The organism is Rhizobium sp. P2_G9 (assembly GCF_056403475.1).
This window is the reverse complement of the sequence record NZ_JBFUFK010000037.1, coordinates 104918-120297: the sequence shown is the minus strand read 5'-3', so window position 1 is coordinate 120297 and position 15380 is coordinate 104918. Positions and strand designations below refer to the sequence as shown.

The following is a 15380-nucleotide window of genomic DNA, read 5'->3' as shown; positions in this document are numbered from 1 at the left end:
AGGCCGCTCTGGCATCAAGTCAATATAAGGCTATTCTTAAATGGTTTTCCCGGAGCCAATCCATCGGACATTGTGTTACCTATGGTTTTCCCGGCATCTATTCGCCGGTTTTCCCGCTAGGCGTTCGCATCACACAAGCTTGAACCAAAGCACCGCATGAAAGTTGTATTTGAATGGGCCTGAACGCTGTTTTCAACGGAAACGGGATTTGCTGCTTCGACGAGAGCCGGCAAACGGAACGAAATGTCTGAAAAAGACAACGCCGACGGCGTGGATCATGACGCGTTGCTGAAGGAAATCTCGGCGGCAGCGACGCAATTCGACGTGCTGCGATTTCTAAAGAAGACGACGGAACTGTTCCGGGCCCGCGCTTTCATCGTGATGCGCATTCCGGGCGCGACGACTCAGGCGCTCCAGGCTGCCTCCGTGATCACCAATTGGCCGTCTGACCTATTGGCGAAATATGACGCCGAAGGTCTCCTGCAGCACAGCCTGACGATCCATCACATCCGAACGTCGTCCTTGCCTTTCCTGGCCGATGTTTCGCAATTGACGCACAAGCTGCCGGAGACGCAGCGCGCCAGGGTGTTCGAGGCCTTCGAACGTTATCATATGCCACGCGGCATTTTCTTCCCGGTTTGCGATCCTGGCGGCGACCGCGGCGCTGTCGGTTTTTCCGGCGACCGGGAGCCCTATTCGAGTTATGAAGTGCTGCAACTCAATATGATCAGCACCTATGTGTTCGAACGGATCTACCAGATCAGCGGCCGCGATCAGAAAACGGGCGACGATCTTACCCAGCGCGAGATCGATTGCCTCAACTGGACGGCTGCGGGTAAGACCAGCGTCGAAATTTCCGATATATTGAGTCTGTCCGAGCATACGGTGAACCACTATCTTAACCGCGCGACCAAGAAGCTCGACACGGTCAACCGGACTCAGGCCGTGGCGAAGGCGCTCAGGATGGGCATCATCAACTGAGGCGCATCGCGCCGTGATCGGGAAATCCGCCGTCGGGACGCTGGCGGGTCACGCAGATTTTATTCAGCTGACATTCACACCCGCTAAACCATAAACTACAAAACGGTGCAGCGTTTGGTGGGCGAGTAGCGTTTGGTAAGCATCTTTTGCAGTGGGCATCTTACTGTGGTTCGGTGTCTGCCCATTCGCTACATATTCAATCTCGGGAGAACGGTAGTGGTAACGAAGAATACGTCGGTCACGCTCGATGGCTCATCGAAATTCACCCTGGATGACGATTATACGTGGAAGAGCAGCAAGCTCGATTATGTCTCTTTCCACTCCGGCGAGGTCAAGCAGGATGTTACGGTCACGCTGAACCTGGCCAACAGCGGCTGGATGGTCAGGCATATCGAGGGCATTAACAGCCCGAACCTGATGACCGTCATCAACGACAAAACCGGATCCGCAGGAGCAACGATCGGGTCGATGACGCTTTCGGGCGGTCTCGGCAACAATGTCACACTCACCAACACCCATGTCGATATGTACGAGGGCAGCAATGCCGCTGACCGCGTCACGATCGGCGACGGCGGCGTCGACATGCTCAACGTTGTTGGCGGCAACAATAGCGTCAAGATCGGGTCGGGCAAGGTCCATTCGATTCTTGCTTACGATGGCAATGACAAAGTCACGACGGGCAGCGGCACCGTCGATTCGATCGACCTCGGAGACGGGAAAAACACGATCACGACGGGCAAGGGCGTGATTCAGTCGATCCTGACCGGCAAGGGTGACGATACGGTCACCGTTGGCGACGGCGGCGTCTCGATGATGAATCTGGGCGATGGCGACAACGTGGTCAATATCACCGGCAAGGGCAATGTCGGCACGATCATGGGCGACACCGGCGACGATCATGTCACCACCGGCGATGGTTCGGTTGCCGTGATCAACCTCGCGAAGGGTGACAACGTCATCACCACCGGCAAGGGTACCGTTTCGGCCATCGTCACCTATCTTGGCGACCAGACGATCCATGTCGGCGCCGGCGGCGCGGGCGTCATTCGCCTCTCCGACGGCAGCAGCACTGTCGAGGCTGACGGTCATGTCGGGCAGTTGATGGCCGGCCCCGGCAACAAGTCGTTGATCTTCCACGACGCTGTGGGCACCATCGACATCGGCGGCGGCACCAACACCCTGGTCTTCGGGGGCCAGTATGTCGACGCCCTGCAGATCACCGATGGCACGGACACGATCACTCTGCAAAACGGCTGCAACCTGAACCAGGCTGTGACCGGCGATGATGATGATGTCATCGACGCGAGGAAAGGCGAAATCGGCACGGCACAGATGGGCACCGGAAACGACGCCATCTATACCGGCGCTGCCAGCATCGGCCATGCTTCTATGGGCACCGGCAATGACACGATCTTTTTCGGCGACATGACGGACTTGAAGAACGACTCGACCTTCAACGGCGGCAGCGGCATTGACACGATTAACTTCAAGAACGTCGCAGCCGGCGGCGTGAACATTTCGCTAGGCGATGACAGCGCACAGGCGACATCGTCGGGCAAGATTCGGTTCTGGAACTTCGAAAAGCTGATCGGCAGCGACTTCAGCGATACACTCGGCGGCAGCAATGGCGCCGACTTCCTCGGTGGCGGTAAGGGTGCTGACAAGTTGACCGGCGGCAACGGCGTCGACACCTTCATATTCAACACGGGTGACGGCAAGGACGAGATCACCGACTTCGATTTCACTACAGAGAAGATCGATCTGAGCGGCGTCACTGGTATCTCTAATTTCAACGATCTTAAAACGCATTTCAGCAGTGACGGCGCTGGTGGTACTATCATTGACCTTGGTGGTGCTGGGGACCAGTTGACACTCGATCACGTATCCAGCGGGCGGCTTTCGGACAGCAATTTTGTTTTCTGATAGACTAAATAAGAAGCCTTAAGCACGCCGCGACAAGAATGCGTCTTCCGATTGATTTCGGAAGGCATTTGTTTTTTTGTGGGATTGATGGGAACACTTCAACAAATCGGTTCATCATTTGTGATCCGAATTTCGCGATTTTTCAGCGGCATACCCCAATTGGGGGATATCATTTTTCCGCGTTCTGATTATTCGATAAATAACCGGTCAGAGTGTCCTTGAAACTCTAGCACGGCGGACCCCACTTCCTCCGCTTTTGCGGACGAAGACGCTTGCTGGTAAAACCCGCCCGCAGCCCTGCCGGGCGGGTTCACTTTTCCGGGCCTTCCGATTCCTTGGGCGCTTCTGACAATTCGCCAGCACGCTACATACCATGTGTCGGTATGCAGGTGTGCTTGCTCGCGTCCCAGACGCCGTCCTGGCACGGCACGTCAGCAAAGCCGGTCAGGCCCATGACGAGAAGGCCGACCGCGAGCGCTGCGATCAATACGCCAAGTGCGATCAGCCATGTCTTCATTCGCAATTGGATCAGCTCCAAGTCTTGCCGCCTTGGGGCGGGGCCTTCAAACCTTCACAGCGCAATTGGTCTGTACCGGTTTCGAAACGGCGACGATTGCCGAACTGCATATTTTTATGCTTGGGACACATCCCATTCGTCTTATGGGGTTTGCACAGCCCGCATACTGCAATCCGCGGCCTTTTCCGCTTGTAATGCATTTCGATCTCCGAACGAGGTCGGTGCGCCCCTATGGCGCACGCGTCTCTTCCGGAAATCGGATTGCTCAAGCATCATGGGTTCAGATTAAGGAAAGTCGACTGGGAGGGCAAGTCGGCAAGCGCAGTCGTTTGTCCGCTCCGTTCCTCCAGGACTGCTTTCGACAACACAGAAGATCGCCTGCATGCCCAAAAAAGCAGCGGCGTCATGAAAAAATTGGCAGCCGATTGGAGCCCAGATGAGGGGGCGGAGCCCCATCTTTGCAAGATATTGAAGTCAAAAGATATTTTTCCCAATGGCACATGGCATGCTTCCTGCTTTTCTCCTCTCAGATCCGGAGGGGATCGAAAAGCACCTCATGAGAAGGTGTACGAAGGCAAAGCCGCCTTTCACGTCGTCTACCCGCGCTAGCGAGGGGTGGCGTGGACGGCGGCTTTTGTTTGCGACGGATTCTTTCGCTCCAGGCGTTGGCTGCCGGTCGATGATCGCTTATCTAGTCCGGATAAGCATGAGGTCGAAAAAATGGCAGAAATCACCGGCAACGACGTCCTGGAACGGCTGCGGACGATTCGCGGCCCGGACATGGAAGGCAACATTGTCGATATGGGCCTCGTCTCCGACGTGTTCATCTCCGACGGCAAGGCCTATTTCTCCATCACCGTGCCGGCCGATCGGGCCAAGGAACTCGAGCCGCTGCGGCTCGCCGCAGAGCGGGTGGTCAAGGAAATGCCCGGCATGAGTGGCGCCTTCGCGGCCCTGACAGCTGACAAAAAGGCGGGCACTGCCGGCCAGCCGGTGGCTCGGCCGCAGCCGGCGCCGCCGCAGGGGCGTCCCCAGCATGCGCATCCCCATCCCGCCCGCGGTCCCGGCAATGCACAGCCGCCGAAGCCCGGCATTCCCGGCGTCAAGCACATCATTGCCGTGGCCTCCGGCAAGGGTGGCGTCGGCAAGTCGACGACGGCGATCAATATCGCGCTGGGGCTCAACGCGCTCGGCCACAAGGCCGCTATTCTCGACGCCGACATTTATGGTCCGTCGATACCGCGACTGATGCATCTTTCCGGCCGGCCGCAGCAGATCGACGGCAAGCTGATCAAGCCGATGGAGAATTATGGCCTGAAGGCCATGTCGATGGGTTTCCTCGTCGACGAGGACGTGGCGATGATCTGGCGCGGGCCGATGATCCAGTCCGCACTGCTGCAGATGCTGCGCGAGGTTGCCTGGGGCGATCTCGACGTGCTGGTGGTCGATATGCCCCCCGGCACCGGCGATGCGCAGCTCACCATGGCACAGCAAGTGCCGCTCTCGGGCGCCGTGATCGTATCGACGCCACAGGATCTGGCACTGATTGATGCCCGCAAGGCGATCACCATGTTCAAGAAGGTGGAAATCCCACTTCTTGGCCTGGTCGAGAATATGAGCCATTTCGTCTGTCCGGTTTGCGGCACCAGCCATGATATCTTCGGCCATGGCGGTGCACGGCACGAGGCGGAAAAGATCGGTGTGCCATTTTTGGGCGAAGTGCCGCTCGCCATGACCATCCGCGAGACATCCGATGCGGGCACCCCGGTCGTCGTCTCTGCGCCTGATGGGCCGCATGCCAAAGTCTACAAGGATATCGCCGCAGGGATTGCCACACAGTTGTTCGATAGCGGCAAGGCGCCGCGTGTCGCGCCCTCGATCGTGTTCGAATAATGGACAGGGGCTTTTGCGGCGGCATGCAGACCAGAGCGCTTTTTGCACTGCCATAATCTTTTCTTGATTATTAACGCGTTTTGCGCGATATGACCCGCCATGCCTGACAATTCGAAACATGCCCGTCGTGACACACCATCGCTGTCTCGCGGGCTCAGCAGAGGCTGATTATGATCTCCTGTGGAGCATTGGCCTGATGATCATCGCTTACCGTTCCAACGGTGAAGCGGTCCCGCTTTCGCTCGATCATCGGCTTGCGGCACTGCCTCCGGATATCGTTTGGCTCGATCTCAACTGCCCGACGCGCGACGAGGATCATTACGCCGAGGCACTGACCGGCATCGAGGTGCCCACGCGGCAGGATCTTAAGGATATCGAGCCGTCGAGCCGCCTCTATACGGAAGGCAAGGCGACCTATCTCACAGGTTCCGTTATTGCCCACGCCGACACCGGCATACCTGTCCTAAGCGACATCGCCTTCGTTCTGACGGATGCGGTGCTTGTCACCGTCCGTTACGAGGATCCCAAGGCATTCAAGCTTTTCTCCGCCGCGATGTGCCGCGTTCCCGGTGGTGTGTCCACGGCACATGCTGTGCTCACCAAGCTGCTCGAGACGATCACCGACCGCACCGCTGAAGTGCTCGAACATGCCGAGGTCAAGGGTGACAAGCTGCTCAAACAGATCTTTCCGACTGACGAGGCTGAAAAGAAGCGCCGTCCGCCAAAATTCCTCGAAGACCTGCTGACCGAGATCGCCATGCACCATCGGCTGATCTCCAAGGCCCGCGACAGCCTGGCATCGCTGTCGCGCGTGCTCACCTATCTCTACACCGTGCCGGTCATCCAGGCCGACCCCGAAGCCAAGGAACTCTGTCGCTCGACCTCCCGCGACATTCAGTCGCTGTCGGAGCATGCGGCCTTCATCTCCGGCAACATCACATTCCTGCTGGACGCATCGCTCGGGCTGATCAATGTCGAGCAGAACGCCATCATCAAGATATTCTCAATCGCTTCCGTGGTATTCCTGCCGCCCACGCTCGTGGCCTCCATCTATGGCATGAACTTCAAGTTCATGCCCGAACTTGAATGGATGTTCGGCTATCCGTCATCAATTCTGTTGATGATTGTGTCGGCCGTCATTCCGTTCTTTTTCTTTCGTTGGAAAGGCTGGCTTTGAGTCAGAAAGACACCATGTCCGAACAGGCACTGCACTCTGGTAGCCACAGCGGCCCCATGTCGGCGCGAAAACTGATCGCCCTGACCCTCGGTTCGGTCGGTGTCGTCTATGGCGACATCGGCACCAGCCCGCTCTATGCTTTTCGTGAATCGCTCCGGCCGGTCTCCTTTGACGGCGTCGACCGTTTCGAGATTATCGGGCTGATTTCACTGTTCTTCTGGGCGCTGACCATCATCGTCACGCTCAAATATGTCATTTTTCTGCTGAAAGCGGACAACGATGGCGAAGGCGGCACCCTGGCGCTCTTGTCCCTCGTCATCAAGGCGGTCAGCGAGCGACGCGCTGGCATCCTGCTGGTGATCGGCATTTTCGGCGCCTCGCTGTTCCTCGGTGATTCGATGATCACGCCGGCGCTGTCGGTGCTCTCGGCGGTGGAAGGTTTGAAAATCGTCGCACCCGGCCTGCAGCAATATGTCGTGCCGATCTCGGTCGTTATCCTGGTGATCCTGTTTGCCGTGCAATCGCGCGGGACGGGCGCCGTGTCGATCTTCTTCGGACCGATCATGGCGGTTTGGTTCCTCAGCATGGCCGCGGTCGGCATCTATCACATTTCCGACGATCTGAGCATTCTGGAGGCGTTCAATCCCTATTTCGCCGTCTGGTTCCTGGGCAAGAGCGGCTTGCTCGGCTTCATCGTTCTGGGCTCGGTGTTCCTGGCCGTCACCGGTGCCGAAGCGCTCTATGCCGACCTTGGCCATTTCGGCCGCGCGCCGATCCGGCTTGCCTGGTTCTGTCTGATCTTTCCGTCGCTGATCCTGAACTATCTGGGGCAGGGCGCCTATGTGCTGCAGCATCCGGAAGGGCTGTCGGATCCGTTCTTCCTGATGTTCCCAGGGTGGACACGGGTGGCCGCGGTGATCCTGGCAACGGTCGCCACCGTCATCGCCAGCCAGGCGGTGATCACCGGCGCCTTCTCGCTGACGCGACAGGCGATCCATCTCGGCTTCCTGCCGCGCATGGAAATCTATCATACCTCCGAATCCAATACCGGCCAGATCTACCTGCCGGCGGTCAACACGGTCCTGCTGTTCGGCGTCATGGCGCTGGTGCTGATGTTCCGCTCGTCTGAATCGCTGGCTGTCGCCTACGGCATTGCGGTCACCGGCGACATGGTGGTCTCGACCATCCTGCTTTACAATTTCGTCCGCATCTTCTGGAAATGGAGCCGGCCTCAGGCACTGCTGGTGATCGCGCCGCTGTTCTCAATCGAGTCGGTTTTCCTTGGTTCGAATCTCAGCAAGCTGCATCATGGCGGCTACGTGCCGGTGCTGATCGCCTCCTGCTTTATCGTCATCATGTGGACCTGGCGGCGCGGCACGCGCATCCTGTTCGACAAGAGCCGGCGGACGCATATCCCGCTCTCCAGCTTCATCAAGTCACTGGAGAAGAAGAGCGAGCATGGACCGATCGAAGTGCCGGGCACCGCGATCTTCCTGACCTCGGATCCTAGTTCGACGCCGGCGGCGCTGCTGCATAACCTCAAGCACAACCATGTCATCCACAGCCAGAACATCATCCTGACGATCAGGACGCAGAACCGGCCGCGCGTGCCGATCGAGGACCGTGGCCGGATCGAGCGCCTGTCGGAGCATTTCCAACTGCTGGAGCTGAATTTCGGCTTCCAGGAGACGCAGAACGTGTCGCAGGCGCTGGCCCATCTCAGGAAGACCGGCCTGAAGTTCGACATCATGTCGACGTCGTTCTATCTCGGCCGGCGCAAGCTTATACCGGACGCCAATTCCGGCATGCCGGGTTGGCAGGATCGCCTGTTCATCGCGCTTGCGACGGCAGCAACCGATCCTTCGGACTATTTCCGCCTGCCGGCCAATCGCGTTGTCGAACTCGGTGCGCATGTGACGGTGTGATCTGCCAATTTGCAGCCAGAGCTGCGCCGGACAAATCGCTGCGCGACCGCCTTGACGAAGCGCTTCGCCGGCCATCATCGCTGGCTTGCAGCTATATCCGGCTTTGCCGTCACACCTGAGATGGATGCAACCGCATCGTCGACGCTGTAGCGGCTGCGCGCGACGATCGCATCGGCCTTGGCTGCCGACAGCAGGTCCCGAACCCTGTCGTGCATGCGAGCGTAGACCACCTGAACGCCGGTCCGCGTGATCGCAGTGTCGAATTCGACGATCGCATCGAGCGCCGTCGTATCGATCTCGAACGTCTCTTCCAGGCTGATCACGATCGCATGATTGACAGGCTCTGCGCGTGCCATCGAAGCGATCCGGCCTAGCATTGCCTCGGCATTGCCGAAGAAAAGCGGCTGCGAGGGCCGCCAGATCGCGATGCCGGCAATTTCGTGCGCATCGTCATGCCGCTCGATGTCAACGAAGGCGTGGCTCGAGGCGAGCTGCCCGAGCCGGGCAACATGCGCTACCGCAAGCCGGCGAATGAAGATCGCGAAAGACAAAAGCACGGCGATCAGCAGTCCATCGAGGATTCCGAGGAGGAGAACGCTCGCCGTGGCGGCAAGTGCGACATACTGGTCCTGGCCGAGCCGCCAGAGCCGGTAGAGCGGTGCGGGATTGAGCGCGTGCATCAGCGCCGCGATCACGACGGCAGCCAATACCGGTTCCGGCAGCCGCGCCACCAGCCCGCCAGCCGACAGCACGAGAAGCGCCAGTGCCACGGCCGCCACGACCGCAGCCCAGCGGCTCTCGGTCCCCGCCGCTTCGCTCGCCGCACCTCCGGAAAAGCCCGCACCGACCGGCATGCCCTGGACGAGCGCACTCGCCAGGTTGGCAGCGCCGAGCGCGCCGAGTTCCCGATTCGGCTGCACGGCATCGCCGTGCCTGAGCGCCAGCGAACGGATCGTTCCCCAGGATTCCGCCAGCAGGATCAGCACGAGAGGAAAGGCATAGGGCAGGAGCCGGATCGTCTCTGTAAGCCCGCTTGCCGGAATTTGCGGCAGCGACAAGGTCAGAGGAATGGCGCCGACCACTGCAACGCCGTGCGACGGCAGATCGAGAAGCCACGATGCGCCAATGCCGCCGCCAAGGGTGAGGAAGGAACCGGGCACGGCGCGCCAGCGCTTCAGCACGAGCAAAGCCGCAAGCGCCACCACGCCCGTGGCTAGGCTGACCGGATGCCATTGTCGTGCACCAGCGAGCAGATGATAGACAAAATCGAAGATATTGCCGCCTGGCACCGCAACGCCGGTCATCAGCGGTAGCTGGTGGAGAACGATGGTGATCGCCAGGCCAAAAGCGAAGCCGCCCAGCACCGGCCGTGAGATCAGCGCCGCCAGCGCACCCAGTTGCAGCAACGACATCACCAGGAAAATGAGGCTGACCGCGGCGATCAGCACGGTCACCAGAAAGAATCTGTCGGCGGCTGGCGTCTGTAGCGCTATGAGGCTGGCGGCGAGGACTGCCGCCGACGAGGATGTCGGGCTGACAACGGCGAACCGGCTGCGGCCGAAAATGGCGTAGACGAGGCAGCCGACCACCGCCGCCAACAGCGCCCGCTCCGGCGGCAGGCCGGCAATGCCGGAATAGGCGACGGCCTCGGGCAACATCAACCCGGCGACCGATATCCCTGCGACAATATCCGCTCTGTTCAATCCGCCCTCCGCCGGCGCGCCGAATAGGCCAACAATTATAAAGGCTTCGTTAAAAAAGAACAGGTGCCTGGAGAGGCCCGCTACCATATATTGATTTCACGGAGAGGTGATCGATTTCATTAGAACTTCAAAATTCAGCCATTTTTTCCAACCTATTCAAAGCGGCGGGAGCGGCGGAAGCGGTTGCGCAGGCGGATCGGCGGATGAAGACGGGGTGTCTCGGGATGCGACAGTATCGCAATGGAAATGCATATTCGGCTTTTCTGATTAAACGCCTATTAACCATATCGGCGCATGGTTAACGCAACGTTTTCCGGGGCGTGCCGGCAAGGCCTTCCGGGAATCTCCATCTTCGTCTTTCTGGAGTTGCGTTTTCGTGTCGAAGCGTAAACAGGCGCCCCGGCGCAAGGGAATGAAAATTGCCAATTGGACGGCGCCCGCAGTGTTTGCCTTGAGCGGCCTGTTCGCACTGCCTTCCGCCCCTGCCGACGCCGACGTGGCGTCGCTGCTCTCGACCAGGGCAAGCGACACGGCCAGTTGGCGGGCCTATATGGTCAACGCGCCGGCCGGCTCGATCCACAATGAGGAACTTGTCTTCAAGAATGTCGACAGGGCTTCTTTCGATCCCGCTTCTCGCGGTCTCGTTCTTCCGGATGGCAAGCTCGTCGCACTCTCGCCCGACGAGAAACCCGTGCCCGCGACCCCGGACGAGGATCGTGTCACCCGAAATCTGAAGAAGGGCCGGCYGATTGCCGTCGACCGCATCGTGCCGCCCAAGGATTTCACCGCGGGCAGCATCCTCAACCGGCGTGCCAGCCTCTACGGCCCGGCCTTCTCGCCGCAAACCACCACAGTCTTCGCGATACCGAAACTGTCGCAGAAGCAGGTCGAGGTTGCCTTCTCCTTCCGCGAGATCAGGCCCACCGCCAGGGATTATGGCGTGCCGGTCATGCTGGCGGACCTGGTGACGAGCGATACGGCCGACAGCCTTGCTGCGGCCTATGCCAATCCCGATGCGGCAAGCGATGATCCGTCCCCCTTCGACTCCATCCTGACCGCGAAGAAGCCGGATCGCTTCGTGCCGAAGATCAAGGAAAACGATCATCCCTGGGCGGCCAATGTACTGCCGGAGAGCGTATTCTCCGCGCCGGAACAGAAATGTCTTGCCAACGCCATCTATTTCGAATCTGCCAACGAGCCGCTGAAAGGCCAGGCGGCAGTGGCGCAGGTGGTGTTGAATCGGGTCCGTAATCCGACGTTCCCGAAGTCGATCTGCGGTGTCGTCTATCAGAACCAGGACTGGACCAATGCCTGCCAGTTCTCTTTCGCCTGCGACCATATCCCTGATATCGTCTGGTCGCATACCAAGTACAAGATCGCGCAGGAAATCGCACTTGCCGTCACGGCGGGCAAGATCTACCTGCCGGAGATCGGCGATTCGACCCACTACCACGCGGCCTATGTCCGTCCGAACTGGGCACATACCATGATCCGCGTCGACCGCATCGGGCTGCACATCTTCTACCGCACCCGCTATGGCGGCTGGAGCTGATAGCTTACAGTGGCAAAATTCCCGCAGCCGCGGACGGAATCGCCGCGGTCTGAACGGGAAAAACGCTTCCTTGCGTTAACGCACTGATTTCACAGCGTAAAAATGCGTGAATTCTAGGCCGTCCTTGCCTTGACTATCCGAAAGCCTGAAACTATGTTGCAGCCGGCTTGGAGGCGGGGGTCTGTCAAGCTTTCCGATCGAGGCCCTACCGGCCTTGCATCTCTGAAATGACTGGGTTAAGGCCTGTTTTTCAGAGGAGTAAGGGATGGAGACGGACCCCAAGGACAGTCTGGAAGAACGCAAGCGGCAGCTCGAAAGCAAGCTGGCGCAGGCGCGACAAGGCGACGATGGCAACGACAAAGCCGCCAATGATGGCCGGACTGGCTATTCGCAGGCGCTGAAGCTGTCATCGGAATTTGTCGCCGCCGTGATCGTCGGTGCGATGATCGGCTATCTTCTCGATCTGGTCCTACCCACCAAGCCGTGGGGGTTGATCGTTTTTCTTCTCCTTGGATTTTGTGCGGGCATCTTGAATGTCCTGAGAACGGCAGGGGTCGTGAATTCCCCTCATCCGGTCGACAGGATTGGCGAGCACCGCGAGAAGAACGGCAAGCGCTGAGCTGCATCCGCAGTTTGGCGAACAGGATAAATGAGAGAGAGCGCACGTGGCGAGCCCTGACAAGGTAGATCCGATCCACCAGTTCCACATCAACACGATCGTGCCGCTGGGCAAGTTCGACTTTACCAATTCGTCGCTGTTCATGGTGATCGTCGTCGTCGTGGGTGTTAGCTTTCTGATGTGGGCATCGTCTGCCAAGGCGGTCATTCCCGGTCGTGCGCAGTCGCTTGCAGAATTGTCCTACGAATTCATCGCCAAAATGCTGAAGGACAGTGCCGGCAGCCAGGGCATGAAGTTCTTTCCGCTGGTCTTTTCGCTGTTCATGTTCGTTCTGTTGTCGAACCTCTTCGGCCTGGTGCCTGGCTTCTACACGGTGACGAGCCAGATCATCGTCACCTTTGCATTGGCGCTTCTCGTCATCCTGACGGTGGTGATTTACGGTATCTGGAAGCATGGTTTCCATTTCTTCGGCTTGTTCGTGCCGTCGGGCGTGCCTGCCGTGCTGATCCCGCTGGTAAGCGCGATTGAGATAATCTCCTTTCTCTCGCGTCCGATCAGCCTTTCCGTCCGTCTTTTCGCCAACATGCTGGCCGGTCACATCACCCTGAAAGTGTTTGCCGGCTTCGTCTTCACGCTCGGTCTGCTCGGTCCGGTCGGCTATGTCGGCGCGATCCTGCCGCTTGCCATGACCGTGGCGCTGACGGCGCTGGAATTCCTGGTCGCCTTCCTGCAGGCCTACGTGTTTGCCGTTCTGACCTGCATGTATCTGAACGACGCCCTGCATCCGGGACACTAATCAAAAGAAACCGGCTGGCGAAGACGCCCGCCACGCAATAGTCGCAACAACTGACACTAAAGGAGTTCAAAATGGACGTGGAAGCAGCAAAGCTAATCGGTGCAGGTATCGCTTGCCTGGGCATGGGTGGTGCAGCTATCGGTCTCGGCAGCATTTTCGGCAACTACCTGGCTGGCGCTCTTCGCAATCCGTCTGCCGCTGATGGCCAGTTCGGCCGCCTGATCTTCGGCTTCGCCGTTACGGAAGCTCTGGGCATCTTCTCGCTCCTCGTCGCGCTGCTCGCCCTCTTCAAGTAATTGGCGCTTAAAGCACCGGGTCACGGGAGCAATCTCGTGACCTGTTTTGATGCCATATCCTTGCCTGGAGGTAGGAATGTTTGTGACGACAGCCTATGCTCTGTCGGCCACGGCCGCCGAAACGGACGCGACCAAGCCCGCCGCCACCGCGACGAACACCGAAAAAGGTGTGCCGCCGAAGGTGGAGCATGAGGCGTTTCCGCCATTCGATCCCAGCCATTTTCCGTCGCAGCTGCTCTGGCTCGCGATCACATTTGGTATTTTCTATTATCTCGTCTCGAAGATGATCTCGCCACGCATCGGCGGCATCATTGCTGCCCGTGAGGGCCGCATCGCCGGTGACCTCGCCGAGGCCAAGCGGATGAAGGACGAGGCCGACGCTGCCGTCGCCAAGTACGAGGCCGAACTTGCCGAGGCTCGCTCCAAGGCGCAGGCGATCGCTCGCGAAGCCGGCGACGAAGCCAAGGGCAAAGCCGACGCAGAGCGCACCAAGCTCGAAAGCGAGCTTTCCAAGAAGATTTCCGAGGCTGAAGCCAGCATCGCCGAGATCAAGAACCGGGCGTTGGGCGAGGTAAACACGGTTGCCGAAGACACGGCTGCCGAGATCGTCGAAGCGCTTGCCGGCATATCCGTAAACAAGGCCGATGCCGCTTCCGCGGTCGCGGCTGCCAAGGGCTGATCGGGAGGTTCGTCATGGATGCAACTTTATGGGCCCAGACCTGGGCACAAGTCGCCCTGGTGATTTTTCTCGGCGTCGTGATCTACCTCAAGGTTCCAGGCATGATCGCCAAGAGCCTCGATGCACGTGCCGCTAAGATCGCCGATGAGCTCGATTCCGCCAAGAGACTGCGTGAAGAAGCCCAGTCGCTTCTGGCGGAATACCAGAAGAAGCGCAAGGAAGCCGAAGCGGAAGCTGCCGAGATCGTCGCTGTCGCCAAGCGTGAGGCCGAAGCGCTGGCCGAAGAGGCCAAGCAGAAGACGGCCGACTATGTCGCCCGCCGCACTGCGCTCTCCGAGCAGAAGATCAAGCAGGCCGAGCACGAAGCGATCACCGCTGTCCGCTCCGCTGCCGTCGACCTGGCCGTCGCCGCCGCTGAAAAGCTGATGGCGAGCAAGCTGGACGAAAATACGTCAAATGGCCTGTTCGACAAGGCCGTCGGCGAAGTCAAGGCGCGCCTCAACTAAGCGCAAGCGGACAACTGCCAGCACATTTTAAAACCCGCCTCGTCACCGAGGCGGGTTTTTCATTTCTTGCGGCATTCGATCTCGCGATAGAATGACAGGACATGCGAGGCCTCTGGCCAGCGCTCCCGGTAGATCAGCTTGTCGAGCGGGATTTTCTCCCGCCAGCCCTTCACCGCCAGTTCCGGTGAGGTATAGAGCTGTTCGACATAGCCGACGCAGAGATAGGCGATGATCTCGACGCTTTCGGGAATGCCGAGATGCGTCTTCAGCCGGTCATGGTCGAAAATGCTGACCCAGCCGACGCCGACGCCTTCCGCACGCGCGGCAAGCCAGAAATTCTGTACGGCGCAGACGGTGCTATAGAGGTCCATGTTGGGGTTATGCGTTCGCCCGAGGACAAAGTCGCCACCGCGCTTACGGTCGCAGGTGATGCAGAGATTGACCGGCGCCTTCAATATGCCTTCGAGCTTCAGCGACATATACCGGCGCTTCTGCTCGCCCTCCAGGCGATCGGAGGCTTCGAGATTGGCATCATGGAAGATGCGATGGACAGCCCGCCGATTCTCTTCGTCGCGGATGACCATGAAGTTCCACGGCTGCATATAGCCCACCGACGGTGCGGCATGGGCCGCTGTCAGCAGGCGATGAAGAACATCGTCCGGCACCGGATCGGGCAGGAATTCATTGCGCACGTCGCGGCGCGAATGAATGGCGCGGTAGACCGCTGCGGTCTCGGATTCGGAAAACGGACCGGCCGCCGCAAGGTGGCGAGAAATGGAGGCGTGCATCGTCAATCCCCGACGGAATGCCTTC

Annotated in this window: 14 protein-coding genes; 11 read left to right on the top strand and 3 right to left on the bottom strand. The window is 59.2% G+C overall.

Annotation, left to right across the window (positions count from 1 at the left end; genetic code table 11):
• The first annotated feature begins 243 nt into the window (after positions 1-243).
• Both AC1DYF_RS27305 and AC1DYF_RS27300 read left to right on the top strand, forming a co-directional pair.
• Positions 244-981 (top strand): LuxR family transcriptional regulator, encoded by a 738-nt coding sequence (locus AC1DYF_RS27305; protein WP_477880313.1) that lies wholly within the window; start codon positions 244-246, stop codon positions 979-981.
• A gap of 216 nt (positions 982-1197) precedes the next feature.
• A complete protein-coding gene (locus AC1DYF_RS27300) occupies positions 1198-2904 on the top strand; it encodes an autotransporter outer membrane beta-barrel domain-containing protein (RefSeq protein ID WP_477880311.1) in 1707 nt (568 codons plus the stop codon).
• Positions 2905-3268: 364 nt separating this feature from the next.
• Here AC1DYF_RS27300 and AC1DYF_RS27295 read toward each other — a convergent pair whose 3' ends face one another.
• Positions 3269-3427 (bottom strand): hypothetical protein, encoded by a 159-nt coding sequence (locus tag AC1DYF_RS27295; protein ID WP_477880376.1) that lies wholly within the window; start codon positions 3425-3427, stop codon positions 3269-3271.
• A 714-nt stretch (positions 3428-4141) separates the two neighbouring features.
• On the opposite strand from AC1DYF_RS27295, the gene apbC reads away from it, so the two are divergent.
• From apbC to AC1DYF_RS27280, 3 genes are all read left to right on the top strand, one after another.
• The gene (gene apbC, locus AC1DYF_RS27290) at positions 4142-5314 is read left to right on the top strand and encodes an iron-sulfur cluster carrier protein ApbC (protein ID WP_477880310.1); all 1173 of its coding nucleotides are present in this window, start codon (positions 4142-4144) and stop codon (positions 5312-5314) included.
• Positions 5315-5510: 196 nt separating this feature from the next.
• Entirely contained in the window at positions 5511-6491 is a 981-nt protein-coding gene (locus AC1DYF_RS27285; protein ID WP_477880308.1) for a magnesium transporter CorA family protein, read from the top strand.
• 14 nt (positions 6492-6505) lie between these two features.
• On the top strand, positions 6506-8416 hold the full coding sequence (locus AC1DYF_RS27280; protein ID WP_477880306.1) for a potassium transporter Kup: 1911 nt from the start codon (positions 6506-6508) through the stop codon (positions 8414-8416).
• A 74-nt stretch (positions 8417-8490) separates the two neighbouring features.
• Here AC1DYF_RS27280 and AC1DYF_RS27275 read toward each other — a convergent pair whose 3' ends face one another.
• On the bottom strand, positions 8491-10119 hold the full coding sequence (locus AC1DYF_RS27275; protein ID WP_477880304.1) for a SulP family inorganic anion transporter: 1629 nt from the start codon (positions 10117-10119) through the stop codon (positions 8491-8493).
• 412 nt (positions 10120-10531) lie between these two features.
• Between AC1DYF_RS27275 and AC1DYF_RS27270 the strand changes: the two genes are divergently transcribed.
• The 6 genes from AC1DYF_RS27270 to AC1DYF_RS27245 all read left to right on the top strand — a co-directional run bounded on the left by AC1DYF_RS27270 (position 10532) and on the right by AC1DYF_RS27245 (position 14567).
• Positions 10532-11671: a cell wall hydrolase gene (locus AC1DYF_RS27270; protein WP_477880303.1), complete on the top strand. Its 1140-nt coding sequence runs from the start codon at positions 10532-10534 to the stop codon at positions 11669-11671.
• Between the two features lie 265 nt (positions 11672-11936).
• Positions 11937-12290 (top strand): AtpZ/AtpI family protein, encoded by a 354-nt coding sequence (locus tag AC1DYF_RS27265; protein WP_477880302.1) that lies wholly within the window; start codon positions 11937-11939, stop codon positions 12288-12290.
• A gap of 46 nt (positions 12291-12336) precedes the next feature.
• Entirely contained in the window at positions 12337-13086 is a 750-nt protein-coding gene (locus AC1DYF_RS27260) for a F0F1 ATP synthase subunit A (protein ID WP_477880300.1), read from the top strand.
• A gap of 71 nt (positions 13087-13157) precedes the next feature.
• On the top strand, positions 13158-13382 hold the full coding sequence (locus AC1DYF_RS27255; RefSeq protein WP_477880299.1) for a F0F1 ATP synthase subunit C: 225 nt from the start codon (positions 13158-13160) through the stop codon (positions 13380-13382).
• 76 nt (positions 13383-13458) lie between these two features.
• The gene (locus AC1DYF_RS27250) at positions 13459-14061 is read left to right on the top strand and encodes a F0F1 ATP synthase subunit B (RefSeq protein ID WP_477880297.1); all 603 of its coding nucleotides are present in this window, start codon (positions 13459-13461) and stop codon (positions 14059-14061) included.
• Positions 14062-14075: 14 nt separating this feature from the next.
• The gene (locus AC1DYF_RS27245; RefSeq protein ID WP_477880296.1) at positions 14076-14567 is read left to right on the top strand and encodes a F0F1 ATP synthase subunit B; all 492 of its coding nucleotides are present in this window, start codon (positions 14076-14078) and stop codon (positions 14565-14567) included.
• Between the two features lie 59 nt (positions 14568-14626).
• Here AC1DYF_RS27245 and bluB read toward each other — a convergent pair whose 3' ends face one another.
• Positions 14627-15355, bottom strand: a complete 729-nt coding sequence (gene bluB, locus AC1DYF_RS27240) for a 5,6-dimethylbenzimidazole synthase (protein ID WP_477880294.1) — start codon at positions 15353-15355, stop codon at positions 14627-14629.
• Positions 15356-15380: the final 25 nt, after the last annotated feature.